General features: G+C 63.9%; 16 protein-coding genes and 2 pseudogenes. 7 read left to right on the top strand and 11 right to left on the bottom strand.

Features of this window, described 5'->3' with window-relative positions; genetic code table 11:
• On the top strand, positions 1–1,014 hold the full coding sequence (locus HK436_RS15355; RefSeq protein WP_173191136.1) for an ABC transporter permease: 1,014 nt from the start codon (positions 1–3) through the stop codon (positions 1,012–1,014).
• Entirely contained in the window at positions 1,007–1,942 is a 936-nt protein-coding gene (locus HK436_RS15350) for an ABC transporter permease (protein WP_173191134.1), read from the top strand. The genes HK436_RS15355 and HK436_RS15350 overlap by 8 nt, the downstream gene beginning before the upstream one ends.
• 6 nt (positions 1,943–1,948) lie before the next feature.
• Here the strand turns inward: HK436_RS15350 and HK436_RS15345 are convergent, their stop codons facing one another.
• Positions 1,949–2,779 carry an aldo/keto reductase gene (locus HK436_RS15345; RefSeq protein ID WP_173191132.1) on the bottom strand — a complete coding sequence of 277 codons (831 nt, stop codon included), beginning with the start codon at positions 2,777–2,779 and terminating at the stop codon, positions 1,949–1,951.
• A 90-nt stretch (positions 2,780–2,869) separates the two neighbouring features.
• On the opposite strand from HK436_RS15345, the gene HK436_RS15340 reads away from it, so the two are divergent.
• Both HK436_RS15340 and HK436_RS15335 read left to right on the top strand, forming a co-directional pair.
• Positions 2,870–3,850: a heparan-alpha-glucosaminide N-acetyltransferase gene (locus HK436_RS15340; protein WP_173191130.1), complete on the top strand. Its 981-nt coding sequence runs from the start codon at positions 2,870–2,872 to the stop codon at positions 3,848–3,850.
• Entirely contained in the window at positions 3,847–4,323 is a 477-nt protein-coding gene (locus tag HK436_RS15335; RefSeq protein ID WP_173191128.1) for a methyltransferase family protein, read from the top strand. The genes HK436_RS15340 and HK436_RS15335 overlap by 4 nt, the downstream gene beginning before the upstream one ends.
• 15 nt (positions 4,324–4,338) lie before the next feature.
• Here the strand turns inward: HK436_RS15335 and HK436_RS15330 are convergent, their stop codons facing one another.
• The 4 genes from HK436_RS15330 to HK436_RS15310 form a co-directional block, all read right to left on the bottom strand.
• Positions 4,339–4,725, bottom strand: coding sequence for a MerR family transcriptional regulator (locus HK436_RS15330; protein WP_173191126.1), 387 nt, complete (start codon positions 4,723–4,725; stop codon positions 4,339–4,341).
• 103 nt (positions 4,726–4,828) lie between these two features.
• Entirely contained in the window at positions 4,829–5,557 is a 729-nt protein-coding gene (locus HK436_RS30595; RefSeq protein WP_206680533.1) for a nuclear transport factor 2 family protein, read from the bottom strand.
• 118 nt (positions 5,558–5,675) lie between these two features.
• Positions 5,676–7,091, bottom strand: coding sequence for a magnesium transporter (mgtE, locus tag HK436_RS15315; protein WP_244648988.1), 1,416 nt, complete (start codon positions 7,089–7,091; stop codon positions 5,676–5,678).
• Positions 7,092–7,308: 217 nt separating this feature from the next.
• Complete coding sequence (locus HK436_RS15310; protein ID WP_173191124.1) at positions 7,309–7,953, bottom strand: glutathione S-transferase family protein; 645 nt, start codon at positions 7,951–7,953, stop codon at positions 7,309–7,311.
• A gap of 160 nt (positions 7,954–8,113) precedes the next feature.
• Between HK436_RS15310 and rimO the strand changes: the two genes are divergently transcribed.
• Entirely contained in the window at positions 8,114–9,427 is a 1,314-nt protein-coding gene (rimO, locus tag HK436_RS15305) for a 30S ribosomal protein S12 methylthiotransferase RimO (protein ID WP_173191117.1), read from the top strand.
• On the opposite strand, the gene HK436_RS15300 is transcribed toward rimO, so the two are convergent.
• From HK436_RS15300 to HK436_RS15280, 5 genes and pseudogenes are all read right to left on the bottom strand, one after another.
• A complete protein-coding gene (locus HK436_RS15300) occupies positions 9,428–10,072 on the bottom strand; it encodes a glutathione S-transferase family protein (RefSeq protein WP_173191115.1) in 645 nt (214 codons plus the stop codon).
• A 115-nt stretch (positions 10,073–10,187) separates the two neighbouring features.
• A pseudogene (locus HK436_RS15295) lies at positions 10,188–11,164 on the bottom strand (quinone oxidoreductase family protein).
• A gap of 1 nt (position 11,165) precedes the next feature.
• Positions 11,166–11,939, bottom strand: a complete 774-nt coding sequence (gene pcsA, locus HK436_RS15290; RefSeq protein ID WP_173191113.1) for a phosphatidylcholine synthase — start codon at positions 11,937–11,939, stop codon at positions 11,166–11,168.
• Positions 11,936–12,550, bottom strand: coding sequence for a DUF1326 domain-containing protein (locus HK436_RS15285; protein WP_173191111.1), 615 nt, complete (start codon positions 12,548–12,550; stop codon positions 11,936–11,938). Before HK436_RS15285 ends, pcsA begins: the two co-directional genes overlap by 4 nt.
• Before the next feature lie 14 nt (positions 12,551–12,564).
• Complete coding sequence (locus tag HK436_RS15280; protein ID WP_312860613.1) at positions 12,565–13,563, bottom strand: DUF2182 domain-containing protein; 999 nt, start codon at positions 13,561–13,563, stop codon at positions 12,565–12,567.
• On the opposite strand from HK436_RS15280, the pseudogene HK436_RS33595 reads away from it, so the two are divergent.
• Positions 13,529–13,726, top strand: a pseudogene (locus HK436_RS33595) (FAD-dependent monooxygenase); the annotation flags it as partial. The gene HK436_RS15280 and the pseudogene HK436_RS33595 overlap by 35 nt on opposite strands.
• 43 nt (positions 13,727–13,769) lie before the next feature.
• Positions 13,770–14,729, top strand: coding sequence for an FAD-dependent monooxygenase (locus tag HK436_RS15275; protein ID WP_376769167.1), 960 nt, complete (start codon positions 13,770–13,772; stop codon positions 14,727–14,729).
• A gap of 3 nt (positions 14,730–14,732) precedes the next feature.
• On the opposite strand, the gene HK436_RS15270 is transcribed toward HK436_RS15275, so the two are convergent.
• Positions 14,733–15,695, bottom strand: a complete 963-nt coding sequence (locus tag HK436_RS15270) for an AEC family transporter (RefSeq protein ID WP_173191109.1) — start codon at positions 15,693–15,695, stop codon at positions 14,733–14,735.
• Positions 15,696–15,786 lie beyond the last annotated feature (91 nt).

Here is a 15,786-nt window from a genome sequence, read left to right as displayed (position 1 = left end):
ATGCTGAACTACACGCTTCGGCGCCTGATGTTCGCTATCCCCACGCTGCTGGTGATCAGCTTCATCATCTTCGCCCTGCTCGATCTCGCGCCGAACGATCCGACCGGCAATCTGCCCCTGACGATCCCACCAGATGTGCGCGAGCAGATACGCCAATCGCTCGGGCTCGGTGAACCGTTCCCCATACGCTATCTCTACTGGTTGCAGCAGTTCTTCATCAATGAACCGCTCAACCTCCTCGAACGCATGTTCGGCTTCGAGATCGGCAATTCCGCTGAGCGGCTGCGCATACGCTCCTGGGCGACCCGCAGCCCGGTTGTCGACCTCATCATCGAGCGGATGCCGCAGACGCTGTGGGTCGTCGGCATGTCCTACGTGGTCGGCATCCTGATCGCGATTCCCGTCGGCATCATCTCGGCCTACCGTCAATATTCCTGGTTCGACCAGATCGGCACTTTCGTGTCGATGGTCGGCTTTTCGGTCCCGACCTTTTTCACCGGCGTCGTCCTGATCGTCATTTTCAGCGTGAACCTGCAATGGTTTCCCTCGATCTACGACACGACTCTCAAGGTCACTGACTGGTCGAGTTTCTGGGCGCAGGTGCGGCAGATGGTGCTGCCGGTTATGGTTCTGGCGCTCTACAACGCGGCCCAGCTCAGCCGCTTCGTGCGCGCATCGATGCTCGACAACCTCAACCAGGATTATGTGCGCACCGCGCGTGCCAAGGGCATGAAGGAACGCGTGGTGCTTCTCATCCACGTGCTGCGCAACAGCCTGATTCCGGTCGTCACGGTGATTGCTCTCGGCATCCCGACGATCTTCTCGGGCGCGATCATCACCGAACAGATCTTCCGCGTGAACGGGCTCGGGCAGTTGCTCATCATAGCCATACAGGGCGCCGACATTCCGCTGGTGCAGACGCTCACCTTCATCTTTGCCGTGCTGATCGTGTTCTTCAACCTGATCGCCGACCTGCTCTACGGCATTCTCGATCCGAGGATCCGCTATGAGTGACGCCGTCATCAAGCCGCCCCAGGGCACCCCCGGCGCGCCGCTGGTCACCAGGCAGCGCACGCTGGCCGCCGATGTGTGGCGGCAGTTCCGCCAGCACCGCGGCGGCGTGCTCGGCGCGGTCGTCTTTCTCTCGATCGTGCTGCTCGTGATCTTCGGCCCCTACATCCACGGTATCGACCCGCAGGCACTCAATGTGCGAGACAAGAACCAGGGAATCTCGCTTACCCACCCTATGGGCACCGACAATCTCGGTCGCGACATGTTCGCCCAGGTGCTGGCCGGCGGCCGCACCTCGCTGTCGGTCGGCATCACGGCGATGCTGCTGTCGCTGCTGGTGGGCACCACAATCGGCGTCGTCGCAGGCTATTTCCGGCGGGCGGACGGGCTTCTGATGCGCCTGACCGACCTGTTCCTGGCGCTGCCGCTACTGCCGCTGCTGCTCGTCATCATCATGCTGTTCCGCGACACGCTGCGCGCCGCATTCGGCCCCGAGACCGGCATCTTCCTGTTGATCGTCTTTGTCATCGGCATCACGAGCTGGATGCAGACGGCCCGCATCGTGCGCGGTGCGGTGCTGTCGGTGAAGGAGCAGGAATTCGTCGTCGCGGCCAAGTCGATCGGCACGCGCGAGCGGCGCATCGTCACCCGCCACATCCTGCCCAACGTGCTGTCGCCGATCATGGTCTCCGCCACGCTCGGCATAGCGACGGCCATCATCACCGAATCGGCGCTCTCCTTCCTCGGGCTCGGCTTTCCGTCCGACTACCCGACCTGGGGCCGGCTGCTCTATGACGGCGTGAACTTCATGGCGATCAATCCGTCGCGCGTCATCTGGCCGGGCCTCGCGATCTCGCTGACGGTGCTGTCGATCAACTATATCGGCGACGGCCTGCGCGACGCGCTCGACCCCCGCATCCGCGGGCGGTGACGGGCCTCAGGCCGCGTCCCACTGCGGCGAAAAGCCGTAGTCGCAGATGCGCAGCCCCTTCCCGCGCAGGGCGGAGATTGCGGCCATCTCCTCATCCGAGAGCGCGAAGTCGAAAATCGCGGCGTTCTCGGCCAACCGTTCCGGCCTGCTGGTGCGGGGGATCGCGACCATGCCGTCCTGCTGCACATGCCAGCGCAGCACCACCTGCCCCGGCGTCTTGCCATGCCGGTCGGCGGCTGCGGTGACGGCAGGTTCGGCAAACAGCGCACCACCCCTTGCCAGCGGGCAGTAGGCGACCATCGCCATGCCGGCCTCGCGGCAAGCCGCATAGACCTTGCGCTGATCCAGATAAGGGTGGCTCTCCACCTGGTTTGCCACCAGCGGTGCCTCGGACAGCTTCCGCGCCTGCGCCAGAAGTGCCGTCGGAAAATTCGAGACGCCGATATGCCGCGCCAGCCCGTCGGCGCGGCAACGGTTCAGCGCCGCGACCGTGTCGGCCAGCGGGATTTCAGGGTTCGGCCAGTGGATCAGCAGCAGGTCGACTGCGTCCAGGCCCAGCCGCTTCAGGCTCGCCTCGGCGGAGCGGCGCAGATCGTCGGGCGCAAGGTCGGTCCACCAGACCTTGGTGGTAACGAACACCGCATCGCGCGGCAGGCCGGAAGCGCGCAACCCCGCGCCCACTGCCTCCTCATTGCCGTAGGATGCGGCAGTGTCGATATGGCGGTAGCCGACGTCCAGAGCCCGCTCGACGAGCTCGGTACAGGCGCGTCCTTCGAGCGTCCATGTTCCCAGTCCCAGAGCCGGAATGGCAGCGCCGTTCGCGTCCACGCTGTGCATGGCCATCTCCCTTTCGTGCTTGGCGAGCCGCGCGTCTTTCGTGCTATCGGTTGAAGCGGCGGCGGATGGAGTCGAGATAAGGCAAAACTAGTGCAGCGATCGGCAAAGGACAAATCACGCCTTGAGGCAATCGATCTCGCGCGTGGCGTGGCACTGGTTGCCATGGCGATCTACCACCTCGCATGGGATCTCGAATTCTTCGGCTACGCCACCCCCGGCATGACTGCCGAGGGCGGCTGGCGGCTGTTTGCCCGCTCGATCGCATCGTCGTTCCTGTTCCTGGTCGGCGTCAGCCTCTTTCTGGCGCATGCGCGCGGCTTTCGGCGCGGCCCCTTCCTGACAAGGCTCGCGATGGTCGCCGGCGCGGCCGCCGCGATCTCGCTCGTCACCTGGCTGGCTGTGCCCGGCGGCTTCATCTTCTTCGGCATCCTGCACCAGATCGCGCTTGCGAGCGTGCTCGGCCTCGCCTTCATGCGCGCCCCCGTATGGGTCGCGATCGCGGTCGGCGTCGCGGTGTTCGCCGCACCGCATTTCTTGCGCTCGACATTCTTCGACCACCCGGCGCTGTGGTGGGTGGGGCTGTCGAGCGTCAACCCGCATTCGAACGACTATGTGCCGCTGTTCCCGTGGTTCGCCGCCGTGCTTTTCGGCATCGCAGCAGCCAAGCTCGCCGCTGCCGCCGGCCTCTTCCAGCGCCTGGGACAGGTTTCCCTGTACGAATGGACGCGCCCGCTGCAGTTTTGCGGGCGCCACAGCCTTGCCTTCTACCTCATCCACCAGCCGGTGCTGATCGCCTGCGTCTGGCTGTTCTCGCTCATCGCACCGCCTGCGCCGATGGCGGCCGATGTCGCCTTTACACGCGCCTGCACCGCCCAGTGCGAGGAGGCCAGAGGGCAGGAGTTCTGCGCGCTTTATTGCGTGTGTGTGCTGGAGGGTCTCGAAGAGGAGAACCGGCTGGAGGAAATCCACAACCAGACGGCAAGCCCGGAAACCACGCAGCGCTTGCAGGAAATCGTGCAGGAGTGCAGTTTCCAGACGGAATTCGCCGTGCCTGGGGAGGAGCAACCGTGACTGCCGTCGAGACCCGTCCCAACACGCTGCCATGGCCGCCGATCGTTTACGTCGCCGCGGTTGCGGCAGCCATTGTCCTGAACTGGCTGGTTCCGCTCCCCTGGATTCCGGGCCCGCTTGGCGAACTGCTCTTCGCAGTCGGCTGGCTGGTCGTCGGCGGCGCGCTGGCGATCGATACTACGGCCATGCGCACGATGGCGCGCGCGAAAACCACGATCATGCCACACCGCGGCTCCGATCATCTCGTGACCAGCGGGCCGTTCTCGTTTACCCGCAACCCGATCTATCTCGGCAATACCATGCTGATGATCGGCATCGGCCTGATCGCCGGCATCGTCTGGTTCATCCTGCTGGCGCCGGTCGCCGCCTTCGTCACGCAGAAGCTCGCGATCGAACGCGAGGAACGGCACCTGGAGATGCGGTTCGGCAAGAAATACCGCGACTACGCGAAGAAGGTCCGGCGCTGGATCTAGCCTGCCGCTGCAACGTCAGGTGCTGACGCCCAGCTCCACCAGCCGCTCCACGCAGGCTTCCTCGGCATTGTCGAGTTCGGACAGCGTCTCTTCCAGGTCGCGACGCTTCTGGCGCAGTTCCTCGCGCTTTTCCTCGATGCGTTTGATCATCAGCTTGAGCTGACCCACCTCGCCCGGCGGCTCCCGGTAGATCTGGATGATCTCGCGAATCTCGTTGATCGAGAAGCCCAGCCGCTTGCCGCGCATGATCTGCCTGATGAGGTGACGGTCGGATGGGCGGAAAAGCCGCGTGCGCCCCCGGCGCACCGGCGCGATCAACCCCTCGTCCTCGTAGAACCGCAGCGTTCGGGTCGAGATGTCGAACTCGCGGGTCAGTTCGGTGATCGTGTAATATTCCCGCATTCGGGCGGCCGTCCTGTCATGAAACCGTAACAGGATGTGGCACGGCATTTACGTAAAAGTCAATTGCGGACACGGACCACGGTCTGCCTGAAGAGCTTCTGCCTCAGCTTTTCGGCTGGGCAAGAACCACGAGGTTGCCGTCGGGATCGCGCATACGCAGGAGCCGAACATAGGTTGCCGGCTCTATGGCTCCTGGCTGAAAGCTCGCCTTTTCAAGACGTTCGCGTTCGTCTTCAAGGTTTTCGACAAACAGTGTCAGCGTGCCCTTGCCGGCATTCTGCGCGTTTTCGAAGAGCTGCAGCCCGGCGGTTTTACCATGGTGCCACTCCGCGAGACCCTGCATCGGCGTCGCGTCGGCTACGCGCCCGAACAGCCTCGCAAACCAGTCAGTGCTGGTTTCCAGATTCGAGCAGTTCAGGTTGGCATAGACCGTTGTCAGTTTCATCGACGCGCCTGCGTCGGAATCACTTCCTAGCGAGCCACCTTCGGGCGCATCGTGCGGTACGTTCCAGCCGAAATAGACCTCCGCCTCGACGATCGTGCCGCCTCTCACCGTCAGCACTTCGGTATTGCGGAATTTGCGGCCCGACATCGCCTCGCCCACATAGGTTACGACGACATCGTCCCCGGCGGGCACGATGCGTTCGAAGCGGAAGTCCTTGATGTTGCCGCTGTTTGGCCAGCAACGCTCGAAATAGGCCTTGCGGTCTATGCGGTTGTCGAGCGGGCTCGTGAAATGGAAGTCGGGCGCGATGAGTGCCTCGATAGCCGCCCGGTCGCCCGAGACGTAGGCCAGATAACAGTCGCGCGCGATGGATGCGTTGTCCGTCATTACAAACTCCTTCCGATTGCTTTTTGCAATCAGATGAAGCTAGCGCATCTGCTTTTATTCCGCAACCAGATGAAGTACGCCGCCTCACTGGAGCCAGGCGTCCGACAAGGCCCCGCCGTTACAGCAGCCCGAACCACCATGTCGCGAGGCCGAGGAAGGCGAAGAAGCCGACGACATCCGTCGTCGTGGTGACGAACACGGCCGAGGCCACGGCCGGGTCGGCGCCAAAGCGGTCGAGAAGCAGCGGGATCAGTATGCCGGCCAGCGCCGCCGTCAGCATGTTGACCACCATCGCGATCGCGATGATGCCGCCGAGGTCCGGATCCGAAAACCAGAAGCCGGCAACGATACCGATCAGCGTGGCGAAGATCACGCCGTTGAGAAGCCCGACACCAATCTCGCGGCGTATGATGCGGCCGGCATTGTAGATGTCGAGGTCTTTGGTAGCGAGCGCGCGCACCGTGACAGTCATGGTTTGCGAGCCGGCATTGCCGCCCATGCCGGCCACGATGGGCATCAGGATAGCGAGCGCCACGATCTGCTGGATCGTTGCTTCGAAAAGACCGATGATCGAAGCCGCCAGGAAGGCCATCACGAGGTTGACCAGCAACCAGGGAACGCGCGAGCGGGACGCCGCCAGCACCCTGTCCGACAGCTCTTCGTCACCCACGCCGCCGAGGCGCATCAGATCTTCCTCGGCTTCTTCCTGGATGACGTCGACCACGTCGTCGATGGTCAGGACGCCGACGAGGCGTTCGTTCTCGTCGACCACGGCTGCGGACAGAAGGTCGTACTGCTCGAAGACCTGGGCGGCCTCTTCCTGGTCCATCGTCGCCGGGATCGCATGACGCGTCTCGTGCATGACGTCCTCGATCTTCGCTACACGCTGCGTGCGCAGGATGCGGTCGAGATCGACGGCGCCGAGCAGGCGGAAGGTCGGATCGATCACGAAGATCTGGCTGAACGACTCCGGGAGGTTCTTGTCCTCGCGCATGTAGTCGATGGTCTGGCCGACCGTCCAGAAAGGCGGCACGGCCACGAACTCGGTCTGCATGCGCCGGCCGGCCGTCTCTTCCGGATAATCGAGCGCGCGGCGCAGCCTGATACGCTCGGTGAAGGGAAGCTGGGCAAGAATCTCGTCCTGGTCTTCCTGGTCGAGGTCTTCCAGGATGTAGACCGCGTCATCCGAATCGAGCTCCTGCATCGCCTGCGCGATCTGCTCGTTCGGCATGTTATCAACGATGTCGAGGCGGATCGCGTCGTCCACCTCGGTCAGTGCTGTAAAGTCAAAGTCGGCGCCCATCAGTTCGACAAGCGCACGCCGCTGCTCCGGCATCAAAGCCTCGAGCAGGTCGCCCACTTCCGACTGGTGGAGCGCGCCGACGTCCTCTTTCAGCGTCAGCGTATCGCGGTCGGCAATCGCCGCACCGATGTGGGCAAGAAACGACGAGCGGACGACGCCGTCCTCATCGTAGATGTCGGCCCCCGTGGCGTGAGCCTGCTCCTCGGGCGGCCGGTCTTGCGGATTTTCCAACAGCGCCTCCCGCCTGGTTGCGTTCGATTACCCCGTCTAGCCCGCCTGAGTGGCGAACACAAAGCCAAACGCGCCGCGAACGGACACGATACCGGCAAGGACGAACGCGCGAACCCTGCTGGCGGTTGCCATTTCGGCCTATCAAAAGCCTTGGGGAAACGTGTCGATTTTAAACGCGGTTCATGCCGCGCGAGCAGCACGGCGGACGTGAATCGGTCTAGGCTTTTGCTGCTCGCTTTTTATCGCCGGCGGCGAAATGAGCCAACTGATCGGCACGCGCCTTCCTGAATGCGGGCCTGTCGGTGATCCTCGCCACATAGGCTTCCGCCGCCGGCCGATTTCCGAAGGCACGCAGTTTTCCTACGCGCAGCACATCGGCCATCAACAGGTCCGCGACGGTGAAGCGGTCGGCGACCAGCCATTCCCGCTCCGTGAATATACGCTCCATGTGGTCCAGGCGGCTTTCCAGCCAACCGGCCAGGTTATTCTCTTGCGCGCCCGTCACCTCGAGGAACCACCAAGGGACTGAGACCATCTCGATGGAGTTGAGCGCGGCGATCGTCCATTGCAACGTCTGCGCTTCGCCCGCCGGATCGCGTGGCATCAGCTTTTCGCTTTTGCGGGCAAGATGCAGCAGCCCCGCCCCACTCTCGAACAGCTCGACCTCGCCATCGCTGAGAAAAGGCACCTGCGCGAACGGTTGATGCGCCAGATGGTCGGGTCCGCGCTCGTCGAAAGGCACCGTTCGAACGGAATATTCGAGGCCGGCTTCCTCGCACGCCCATCTCAACCGGATGTCGCGCACGAAACCGCGCGGTCCCTCGGGCACCCAGTCATATGTCCAGACGACCAATTCGCTCATAGCGGCATGCCTCCTGCTCGTCACACGTCCATCCAATTGACCATACTCGGGGCTCAAAGGCAGGCGCTTCGCCGCCGTTTGTGCCGCCGGGAGATTACACGTCCTGAATTTTCGTGCTATGGCGCGCGCCAATTCCCTCAATTGTCGAGAGTTTCCGCCCATGTCCGCGCCACGCGTCAGCTTTGTCAGTCTTGGATGCCCGAAGGCGCTGGTCGATTCCGAACGCATCATCACGCGGCTGCGGGCCGAGGGCTACGAGATCGCGCGCAAGCATGACGGTGCCGATCTCGTCGTCGTCAACACCTGCGGCTTTCTCGATTCCGCGCGTGACGAGTCGCTTGCGGCAATCGGCGACGCGATGAAGGAAAACGGCAAGGTGATCGTCACCGGCTGCATGGGCGCGACACCCGAGCTGATCCGCGAGAAGCACCCCAACGTGCTCGCGATCACCGGCCCGCAGGCCTATGAAAGCGTGATGAGCGCCGTGCATGAGGCCGCTCCGCCTGCACACGAGCCGTTCGTCGACCTGATCCCGCCACAGGGCGTGAAGCTGACGCCGCGCCACTACGCCTATCTGAAGATTTCGGAAGGCTGCAACAACCGCTGCTCGTTCTGTATCATTCCCGCATTGCGCGGCGATCTGGTCTCGCGCCCGGTAGGCGACGTGCTGCGCGAGGCCGAACGGCTGGTGACGGCTGGCGTCAAGGAAATCCTCGTCATCTCGCAGGACACGTCGGCCTACGGCGTCGACGTGAAGTACCAGCCAAGCGTCTGGCAGGATCGCGAGGTTCGCACGAAATTCATCGATCTGTCGCGCGAGCTCGGCGAGATGGGCGTGTGGGTGCGCATGCACTACGTCTACCCCTACCCGCATGTCGACGAGGTCATCCCGCTGATGGCGGAGGGCAAGATCCTGCCCTATCTCGACATTCCCTTCCAGCATGCCTCGCCGCAGGTTCTCAAGAACATGCGGCGCCCCGCGCACCAGGAAAAGACGGCAGCGCGCATCAAGGCCTGGCGCGAGGTCTGCCCAGACCTCGCGGTCCGCTCGACCTTCATCGTCGGCTTTCCGGGCGAGACAGAGGAAGATTTCGAGTTCCTGCTCGACTGGCTGGACGAGGCGAAGATCGACCGCGCCGGCTGCTTCAAATACGAGCCGGTCGGCGGTGCCCGTTCCGAGACGCTTGGCCTGCCCGAGGTACCGCAGGAGATCAAGGAAGCTCGCTGGCGCCGCTTCATGGAGCGCCAGCAGAAGGTATCGGCCAATCTTCTGAAGAAGAAGGTCGGCAAGCGCCTGCCCGTCATCATCGACGAGGCGAACGGCACGGCTGCCAAGGGCCGCACCCGCTACGACGCGCCCGAGATCGACGGCAACGTCCATCTGGAGTCGCGTCGTCCTTTGCGCGTCGGCGACATCGTCACGGTCAAGATCGACCGCGCCGATGCCTATGACCTCTACGGGCAGGCCGCGTAGTTAGCCTTGGGAGGCGAACTGCTTCTGAAAGAACGGCGTCTTCATCGCCATTTCCTGGTCCTTATGAGCGGCCCGGAGATTGGCAGGGCGGTCGCGCAGGCGCTCCATATAGGCCAGGAATGACGGGCGCTCTGGCAGCGCCTTCAGGTTCTCCATCGTGTAGCCGATGCTGGAACCGAGTTGCACGTCGGCAGCGGTGAACCGGTCGCCCGCCGCATAAGGCCGCTCGGTCAGGATACGGTCGACATAGTTGACCATGTCGTCGAATGTCCCGAACGAGAAGTTGTTGCCGCCATACTTCCAGCCCTGCGCGTGGGCGGCCAGTGCCGGGTCGAACACTGAGTCGCAATAGACCAGCATCGACAGATACGGTCCCCGCATCGGATCGCCGATCTGCGGAGCGAGGCCAGCATCTGGAAACGCGTCGGCAAGGTAGGTGGTAATCGCAGCCCGCTCGGTGATCACGATGCCGTCATGTTCGATGGCCGGCACCTTCTTGTTCGGCTGGATCTTCCGGTATTCCTCCGGCACGCCGCCTTCCTGCCGAATGTCGATTTCGACAAGCTCGTGGTCCACGCCCAGTTCCTCCAGCAGCCAAAGCACGCTAGAGGAACGCGACCAGGGGGCATGATAGAATTTCAGCACGGCTGTTTCCTCGCATTCAGCGTTTCGATGAATTGGGTATAGCAGACAGCTCCTGACAACTGACTGTCAGGAGCTGTCGCGACCCGGCCGAAACCTGAAAAGAGCATGCCGTGCCCTAGGGGATCAGCACCGTAGTGCCGGTGGTTTTGCGGCCTTCCAGATCGGCATGCGCCTTGGCGGCGTCGGCAAGCGCGTAGCGCTGGTTGACCCTGATCTTTACGTCGCCGGACTTCACCACATCGAACAGCGCATTGGCCGAAGTCTGCAGCTCGTCACGCGTTGCGATATACTGGAACAGCGTCGGCCGCGTCGCGTAGAGCGAACCCTTCTGCGACAGGATCGCCATGTTGAACGGCGGGATCGGTCCCGACGATTGGCCGAAGCTGACGAACATGCCGCGCACACGCAGACAGTCGAGCGAGGCCGGGAACGTGTCCTTACCGACGGAATCGTAGACCACTTCGCACATCTTGCCCCCGGTGATCTCCTTCACCCGGGCGACGAAATCCTCTTCGCTGTAGTTGATGACGTGCTCGTAGCCATGCGCCTTCGCCAGTTCGGCCTTTTCGGCCGACCCGACGGTGCCGATCAGCGTAACGCCGAGCTTGCGCGCCCACTGGCCGAAGATGAGACCGACGCCACCGGCAGCCGCGTGGTAGAGCACCGTGTCGCCCGGCTTCACGGGATAGGTGCGCAACAAAAGGTATTCGGCAGTCATGCCCTTGAGCATCATGCCGGCCGCGTCTTCATCGGAGATGCCGTCCGGCACCTTCACCAGCCGGTCGGCCGCGATGACGCGCTCCTGCGCATAGGCGCCGAGCCCCCTACATAGGCGACGCGGTCGCCGGGTTTGACCCAGTCGACGCCCTCGCCCACCTCGAGCACCTCGCCGGCGGCCTCGTTGCCGGGGATGAGCGGCAGCCCCGCCGGGGCCGGATAAAGCCCGGAGCGGAAATAGGTATCGAGAAAGTTGAGTCCGATAGCCGTATGCCGGATCAGCGCCTGGCCTTTGCCGGGCTTGCCTGCGTCATGATCCTCGTAGCGCAGGACCTCGGGCCCTCCGTGCTCGTGAACGCGTATCGCCTTGGCCATGTCAGTCCTTTTTCAGTCCTAGTTTTGGGAAAAGCTGCATGATGCCGCCGATCACGAACAGGTAGACGCCCGTGATGCCGACACCGATGCGCACGATCTGCGACGAATCCATCTGCTGGAGCAGCGCCACGACGCCGAGAACGCACCAGACGAGGAAGATGCCGAGGTTCAGCGGCCGCAGCCGCTTGACGCGCACCGGATGCAGGAAGAAGTTGACCGGCGCGAACGAAAGGATCGCCGCGATCACGACGATGCCGAAAGAGACCCACTCACCGGGATGGATGACGAACAGGGTGAACACCACCATGTTCCAGACCACGGGGAACCCCTTGAAGAAGTTCTCCTTCGTCTTCATCCCGGTATCGGCATAGTAGATCGCGCTGGAAACGACGATGATCGCCGCCGACAGGAACGACAGCCCCTCGCCCATGAAGCCGCTCTGGTAGAGCGCGAAGGCGGGAATCAGCACGTAGGTCACGTAGTCGATGATGTTGTCGAGCATCTCGCCCGACCACGTCGGCAGCACTTCCTTGACCTCGAGCTTGCGCGCGATCGGGCCGTCGATACCGTCGACGAAAAGCGCGAGGCCCAGCCACAGGAACATGGCCGTCCACTGCTTCTCGGCGGCCGAGACCAATGACAGGAAGGCCAGGAACGAACCCGAGGCCGTCAGCAGGTGAACGGAAAAGGCGCGCGCCTGCGGCCACGTCACCTTCTTCTTCGGTCTCGGAATACGCTGCGAGAGCTTCTTTTTCGGCGATAGTTCGTCGGTCACGGCCCACGCCAGTCCAGCTTGCAGATTTCGGCGGAACGCCCGGCGAAGTTCCAGTTGCGGCCGAAGGCGCGCAGCCGGCTCTTGTCGGATTTGGCGACGATGATCTCCGGCGCGATCCAGTATTCGGAATTGGTGATGACCGTATCGTCGTCGCGGTTCTTGCCGGGGATTGGCGTCACCGCACCGTCGATGATCTTCGGGATCTGGAAGATGCGGGTTTTGTCGCGCACCTCGTAGCTGATCGGCGCGCGCTCGATGCCGAGGAACTTGCCGACAAGGATCGACAGCAGGCCCGTGGTGCCGCCGGCCTTGCCGGAGAATATTTTGCCGATGGCCTTCTGTGCGTAGATCGAGGCGCGCTCGTCCACGAACAGCCCGGCCGTCCAGTTGCCGCGGCTCATATAGCCGGGGATCTCCATGATCAGCCCGAGATTGAGCCCGGACAGCTCGACGTCGCCGAAATGACCGGAATCGATGCGGAACCCCGCCCAGGTCTGGCAATATCCCTCCGTCGGCGGATGCTGGCCGAGCGACAGGACGCAGGGGCAGAAGACGGTGCAGTTGCACGACAGCACCAGCTCCCCCTTCATCGCCCAACTTGTTTCGGCCATCGCCACCTCCTCGGCTACCACGAAACTACAAGCAGCACGGCTGCCCAGACAAGCAATATCGCGCCGGCGAGCCGCGTTGGAAGCGAACCCGCCGTTTCCTTTTCCACAAGACTGAACACCGCCAACAGCGCCATCCAGAAGATGTTCATGAGCCCAACGGCGAACATCACCAGCATCAGCGCCCAGCAGCAGCCCAGACACCAGAGCCCCTGTTCCGCCCCGAGGCGCAGGATGCGTGCGGGTCGCACGCTCCAGCGCGAGAACAGCACCGTGAATGGGTTGCGGCACTTTTCGAGGCACGCCGCCTTCAGGCGGCTGAACTGGTAGAGCCCTGCCAGCAACAGCGCCAGCGCGGCAACCGACGCCTCCACCGGCCCCAGAGCACCGCCAACCGCGCCCGCCTGCCGCAGCGCCACGGTCAGCGCCGCAAACAGCGCGGAGGCGAGAAGCCACACACCGAGATAGCCTGCGACCAGCACCAGCGGATGCGCCACCGGCTCTCCCTTGCGGGCTGCGGTATCGGCGATCTCGCAATAGGTGCGCACCATCGGCGCGGCCGTCGGCAACATCATCGCCACCGCCATCAGGAACCACATCGCCAGCAGCGCCGGGAATTCGGCCACGGGATCGCCGGCAGGCAACGGCGACAGGCAGAGCGCGAAGAAGCGTTCCAGAAATGCCGGCAACGGCAGGTCAGGCAGCGCCGCCAGCAGGTCGGCTCCAGGCCCCTGCGTCGCGGGCAGCGCGCCCTGTGAGACCCGATGCGCCATGGCGGCAAGCACCAGCCATGACAGGACAACGGCCAGCCCAACGCTTGCATAGACGATCACCTTCGCGCGGCCTGCCAGCCCGGCGGCCATCCGGCCAGGCGCATCAAGCCTCGAAAAGTCGTCGCGCAACTCGCTCATGTCGCCGCGATGGGCCAATTCGACACGTTGATCAAGATCGCCCCGCCGCCCTATATGCCAAACGGGCACCATGCGGAGCAGATCCATGAAGATTGAAGCTGACATCGTCGTCGCCGGAACCGGCCCGGCGGGTCTTATGGCCGCCCTCTCTCTCGGCCGCGCCGGCTTCCGTGTCGCGCTGGCCGGGCCACCCGCCAATCTCGCCGACCGGCGCACGACGGCGCTGATGAAACCGTCTCTCGATTTTCTCGATGAACTAGGCCTGCTCGATGCGCTGCGCACCGATGCCGCGCCGCTGAAGGTCATGCGCATTGCCGACGCGACACAGCGATTGCTGCGCAGCCCCGTCGTCACCTTCCGCGCCAGCGAGATCGGCGAGGATTATTTCGGCCTCAACATTCCCAACCGCCGCCTGCTGCTGCGCGCTCGACGAGGCCGTTTCAGCGAGCAAGAGCGTCGAACGCGCCGAAACCACCGTCTCCCGCTGGAATATCGATGCCGACTCCATCGAGGCCGAGCTTGCCGACGGCCGAACCGTATCGGCCCGGCTTGCGGTCGCGGCCGATGGGCGTATGTCGCCGGCGCGCGAGGCTGCCGGCATCGCCGTCAGCGCCGGGAGTACCGGTCAGTCGGCGCTGGTGCTGGATTTCGCCCACGCGCGGCCCCACAACGACACGTCGACGGAGTTTCACACCGAAGACGGGCCGTTCACGCTTGTGCCGCTGTCCGGGCAGCGCTCCAGCCTCGTCTGGGTCACGCGCCCGCATCGCGCGGAGGAACTGGTCCGGCTTTCGGATGACGAACTGTCGCTCATCGTCGAGGAACGCATGCAGTCCATGCTCGGGCGCGTCACCGTCGAGCCTGGCCGGCAGGTATTTCCGCTCAGCTCCGCCCTTCCCCGCCGCTTTGCCGCGAACCGCGTCGCGCTCGTCGGCGAGGCGGCTCACATCTTCCCGCCGATCGGCGCGCAGGGGCTCAATCTCGGCATTCGCGACGTCGAAAGCCTGCTGGATACGGCGATGCGCCATTCCGACGATCCAGGATCGCCGGCGGCACTTTCAGCCTATGATCGTCGCCGCCGCCCCGACATTCTGGCGCGGTCGTCGGCCGTCAACATGCTCAACCGCTCGCTGCTTTCGGACATGCTTCCGGTGCAGCTCATGCGCACCGCCGGGCTCAGCCTGCTGGGTGCCGCGCCGCCTCTGCGCGCGCTGTTCATGCGCGAGGGGCTGCGCACCGGCAGCGGTTTCGGCAGCGTCTTCCGGGTCTGACGATCAGGGAAACAGGTCCGGCGGCAATATGCCGTTGCGGATGAGATAGAGCAGCCCGGTCACCGACACGACCGACAGAACGGTGGTCAGCAGCAGGCTCGCCGAGGCGCGCTGCACCCACACACCGTATTGCTGGGCGATCACGAAAACGTTCGTCGCGGTCGGCAGCCCCGCCAGCAGGACCGCCGAAAACACCCATACTTCCGAAAAATTGCCGATCAGGCTGAGCACCACATAGCAAAGGATCGGATGCACCACGAGCTTCAGCGTCACGATCGCGCCGAGTTCGCGCGGCACGCGGCGCAGCGGCTGCAGGGCAAGCGTGACCCCCATGACGAACAGCGCGCAGGGCGCGGCCGCCTGCGCCAGATATTCCAACAGCCGCGCCACCGGAACCGGCGGCTCGAATTTGAGCCATGCCGCCAGCACGCCGACGGCGGTGGCGATGATGAACGGGTGCAGCGCGATGCGCTTGACGACGCCGAGCGCCACCTGGCCGGGCGACGCCTTTTCGCCGCCCGCCAGCGCCATCATCGTCGGCGCGATCGCGAAATGCAGCACGTTCTCGAAACAGAAGATCAGCGCCACCGGCACCGCGGCCTCCGGCCCCAGCGCAAGCAATGCAAGGCCCGGCCCCATATAGCCGATATTACCGTAGGCGGCTGCCAGTCCCTTGATCGTGCTTTCGGCAATCTCGCCACGCGAGACGATCACCGAGCCGACAAACATCAAGCTGAAGACCAGATAGGTGGAAAGCACAACCCCGAAGATGTAGCGCCACTCGGTCAACTGCTCGATGGGGGTCAGCGCGATGAGCTGGAAGAACAGCGCCGGCAAGGCGATGTAGACGATGAACGTGTTCATCCAGCCGAGCGCTTCGAGCGGCTGACGGGTTATGCGCGCGGCGATCGCGCCAAGCAGGATCATGCCGAAGAAAGGCAGAACAAGTCCGACGATGTCTGCCATGGCAACCTTGGGAAATACCGGTCTGTCGAAGGGGCTGATGCTGCGCGGCTACCCTGCCCGCCGCGGCCCGTCAAGCGCGGCAAGGATTGAA

Origin of the sequence: Neoaquamicrobium sediminum (assembly GCF_013240295.1) — a bacterium.
Taxonomy (GTDB): domain Bacteria; phylum Pseudomonadota; class Alphaproteobacteria; order Rhizobiales; family Rhizobiaceae; genus Aerobium; species Aerobium sediminum.
This window is presented reverse-complemented; position numbering and strand designations above follow the sequence as displayed.

Coding starts and splice junctions, on each gene's coding strand:
- HK436_RS15355 (WP_173191136.1), top strand. CDS start 1: ATGCTGAACTACACGCTTCGGCGCCTGATGTTCGCTATCCCCACGCTG.
- HK436_RS15310 (WP_173191124.1), bottom strand. CDS start 7,953: ATGAGCGAATTGGTCGTCTGGACATATGACTGGGTGCCCGAGGGACCG.
- HK436_RS15345 (WP_173191132.1), bottom strand. CDS start 2,779: ATGCACAGCGTGGACGCGAACGGCGCTGCCATTCCGGCTCTGGGACTG.
- HK436_RS15270 (WP_173191109.1), bottom strand. CDS start 15,695: ATGGCAGACATCGTCGGACTTGTTCTGCCTTTCTTCGGCATGATCCTG.
- rimO (WP_173191117.1), top strand. CDS start 8,114: ATGTCCGCGCCACGCGTCAGCTTTGTCAGTCTTGGATGCCCGAAGGCG.
- HK436_RS30595 (WP_206680533.1), bottom strand. CDS start 5,557: ATGACGGACAACGCATCCATCGCGCGCGACTGTTATCTGGCCTACGTC.
- HK436_RS15330 (WP_173191126.1), bottom strand. CDS start 4,725: ATGCGGGAATATTACACGATCACCGAACTGACCCGCGAGTTCGACATC.
- HK436_RS15285 (WP_173191111.1), bottom strand. CDS start 12,550: ATGGCCGAAACAAGTTGGGCGATGAAGGGGGAGCTGGTGCTGTCGTGC.
- HK436_RS15280 (WP_312860613.1), bottom strand. CDS start 13,563: ATGTCAGCTTCAATCTTCATGGATCTGCTCCGCATGGTGCCCGTTTGG.
- HK436_RS15350 (WP_173191134.1), top strand. CDS start 1,007: ATGAGTGACGCCGTCATCAAGCCGCCCCAGGGCACCCCCGGCGCGCCG.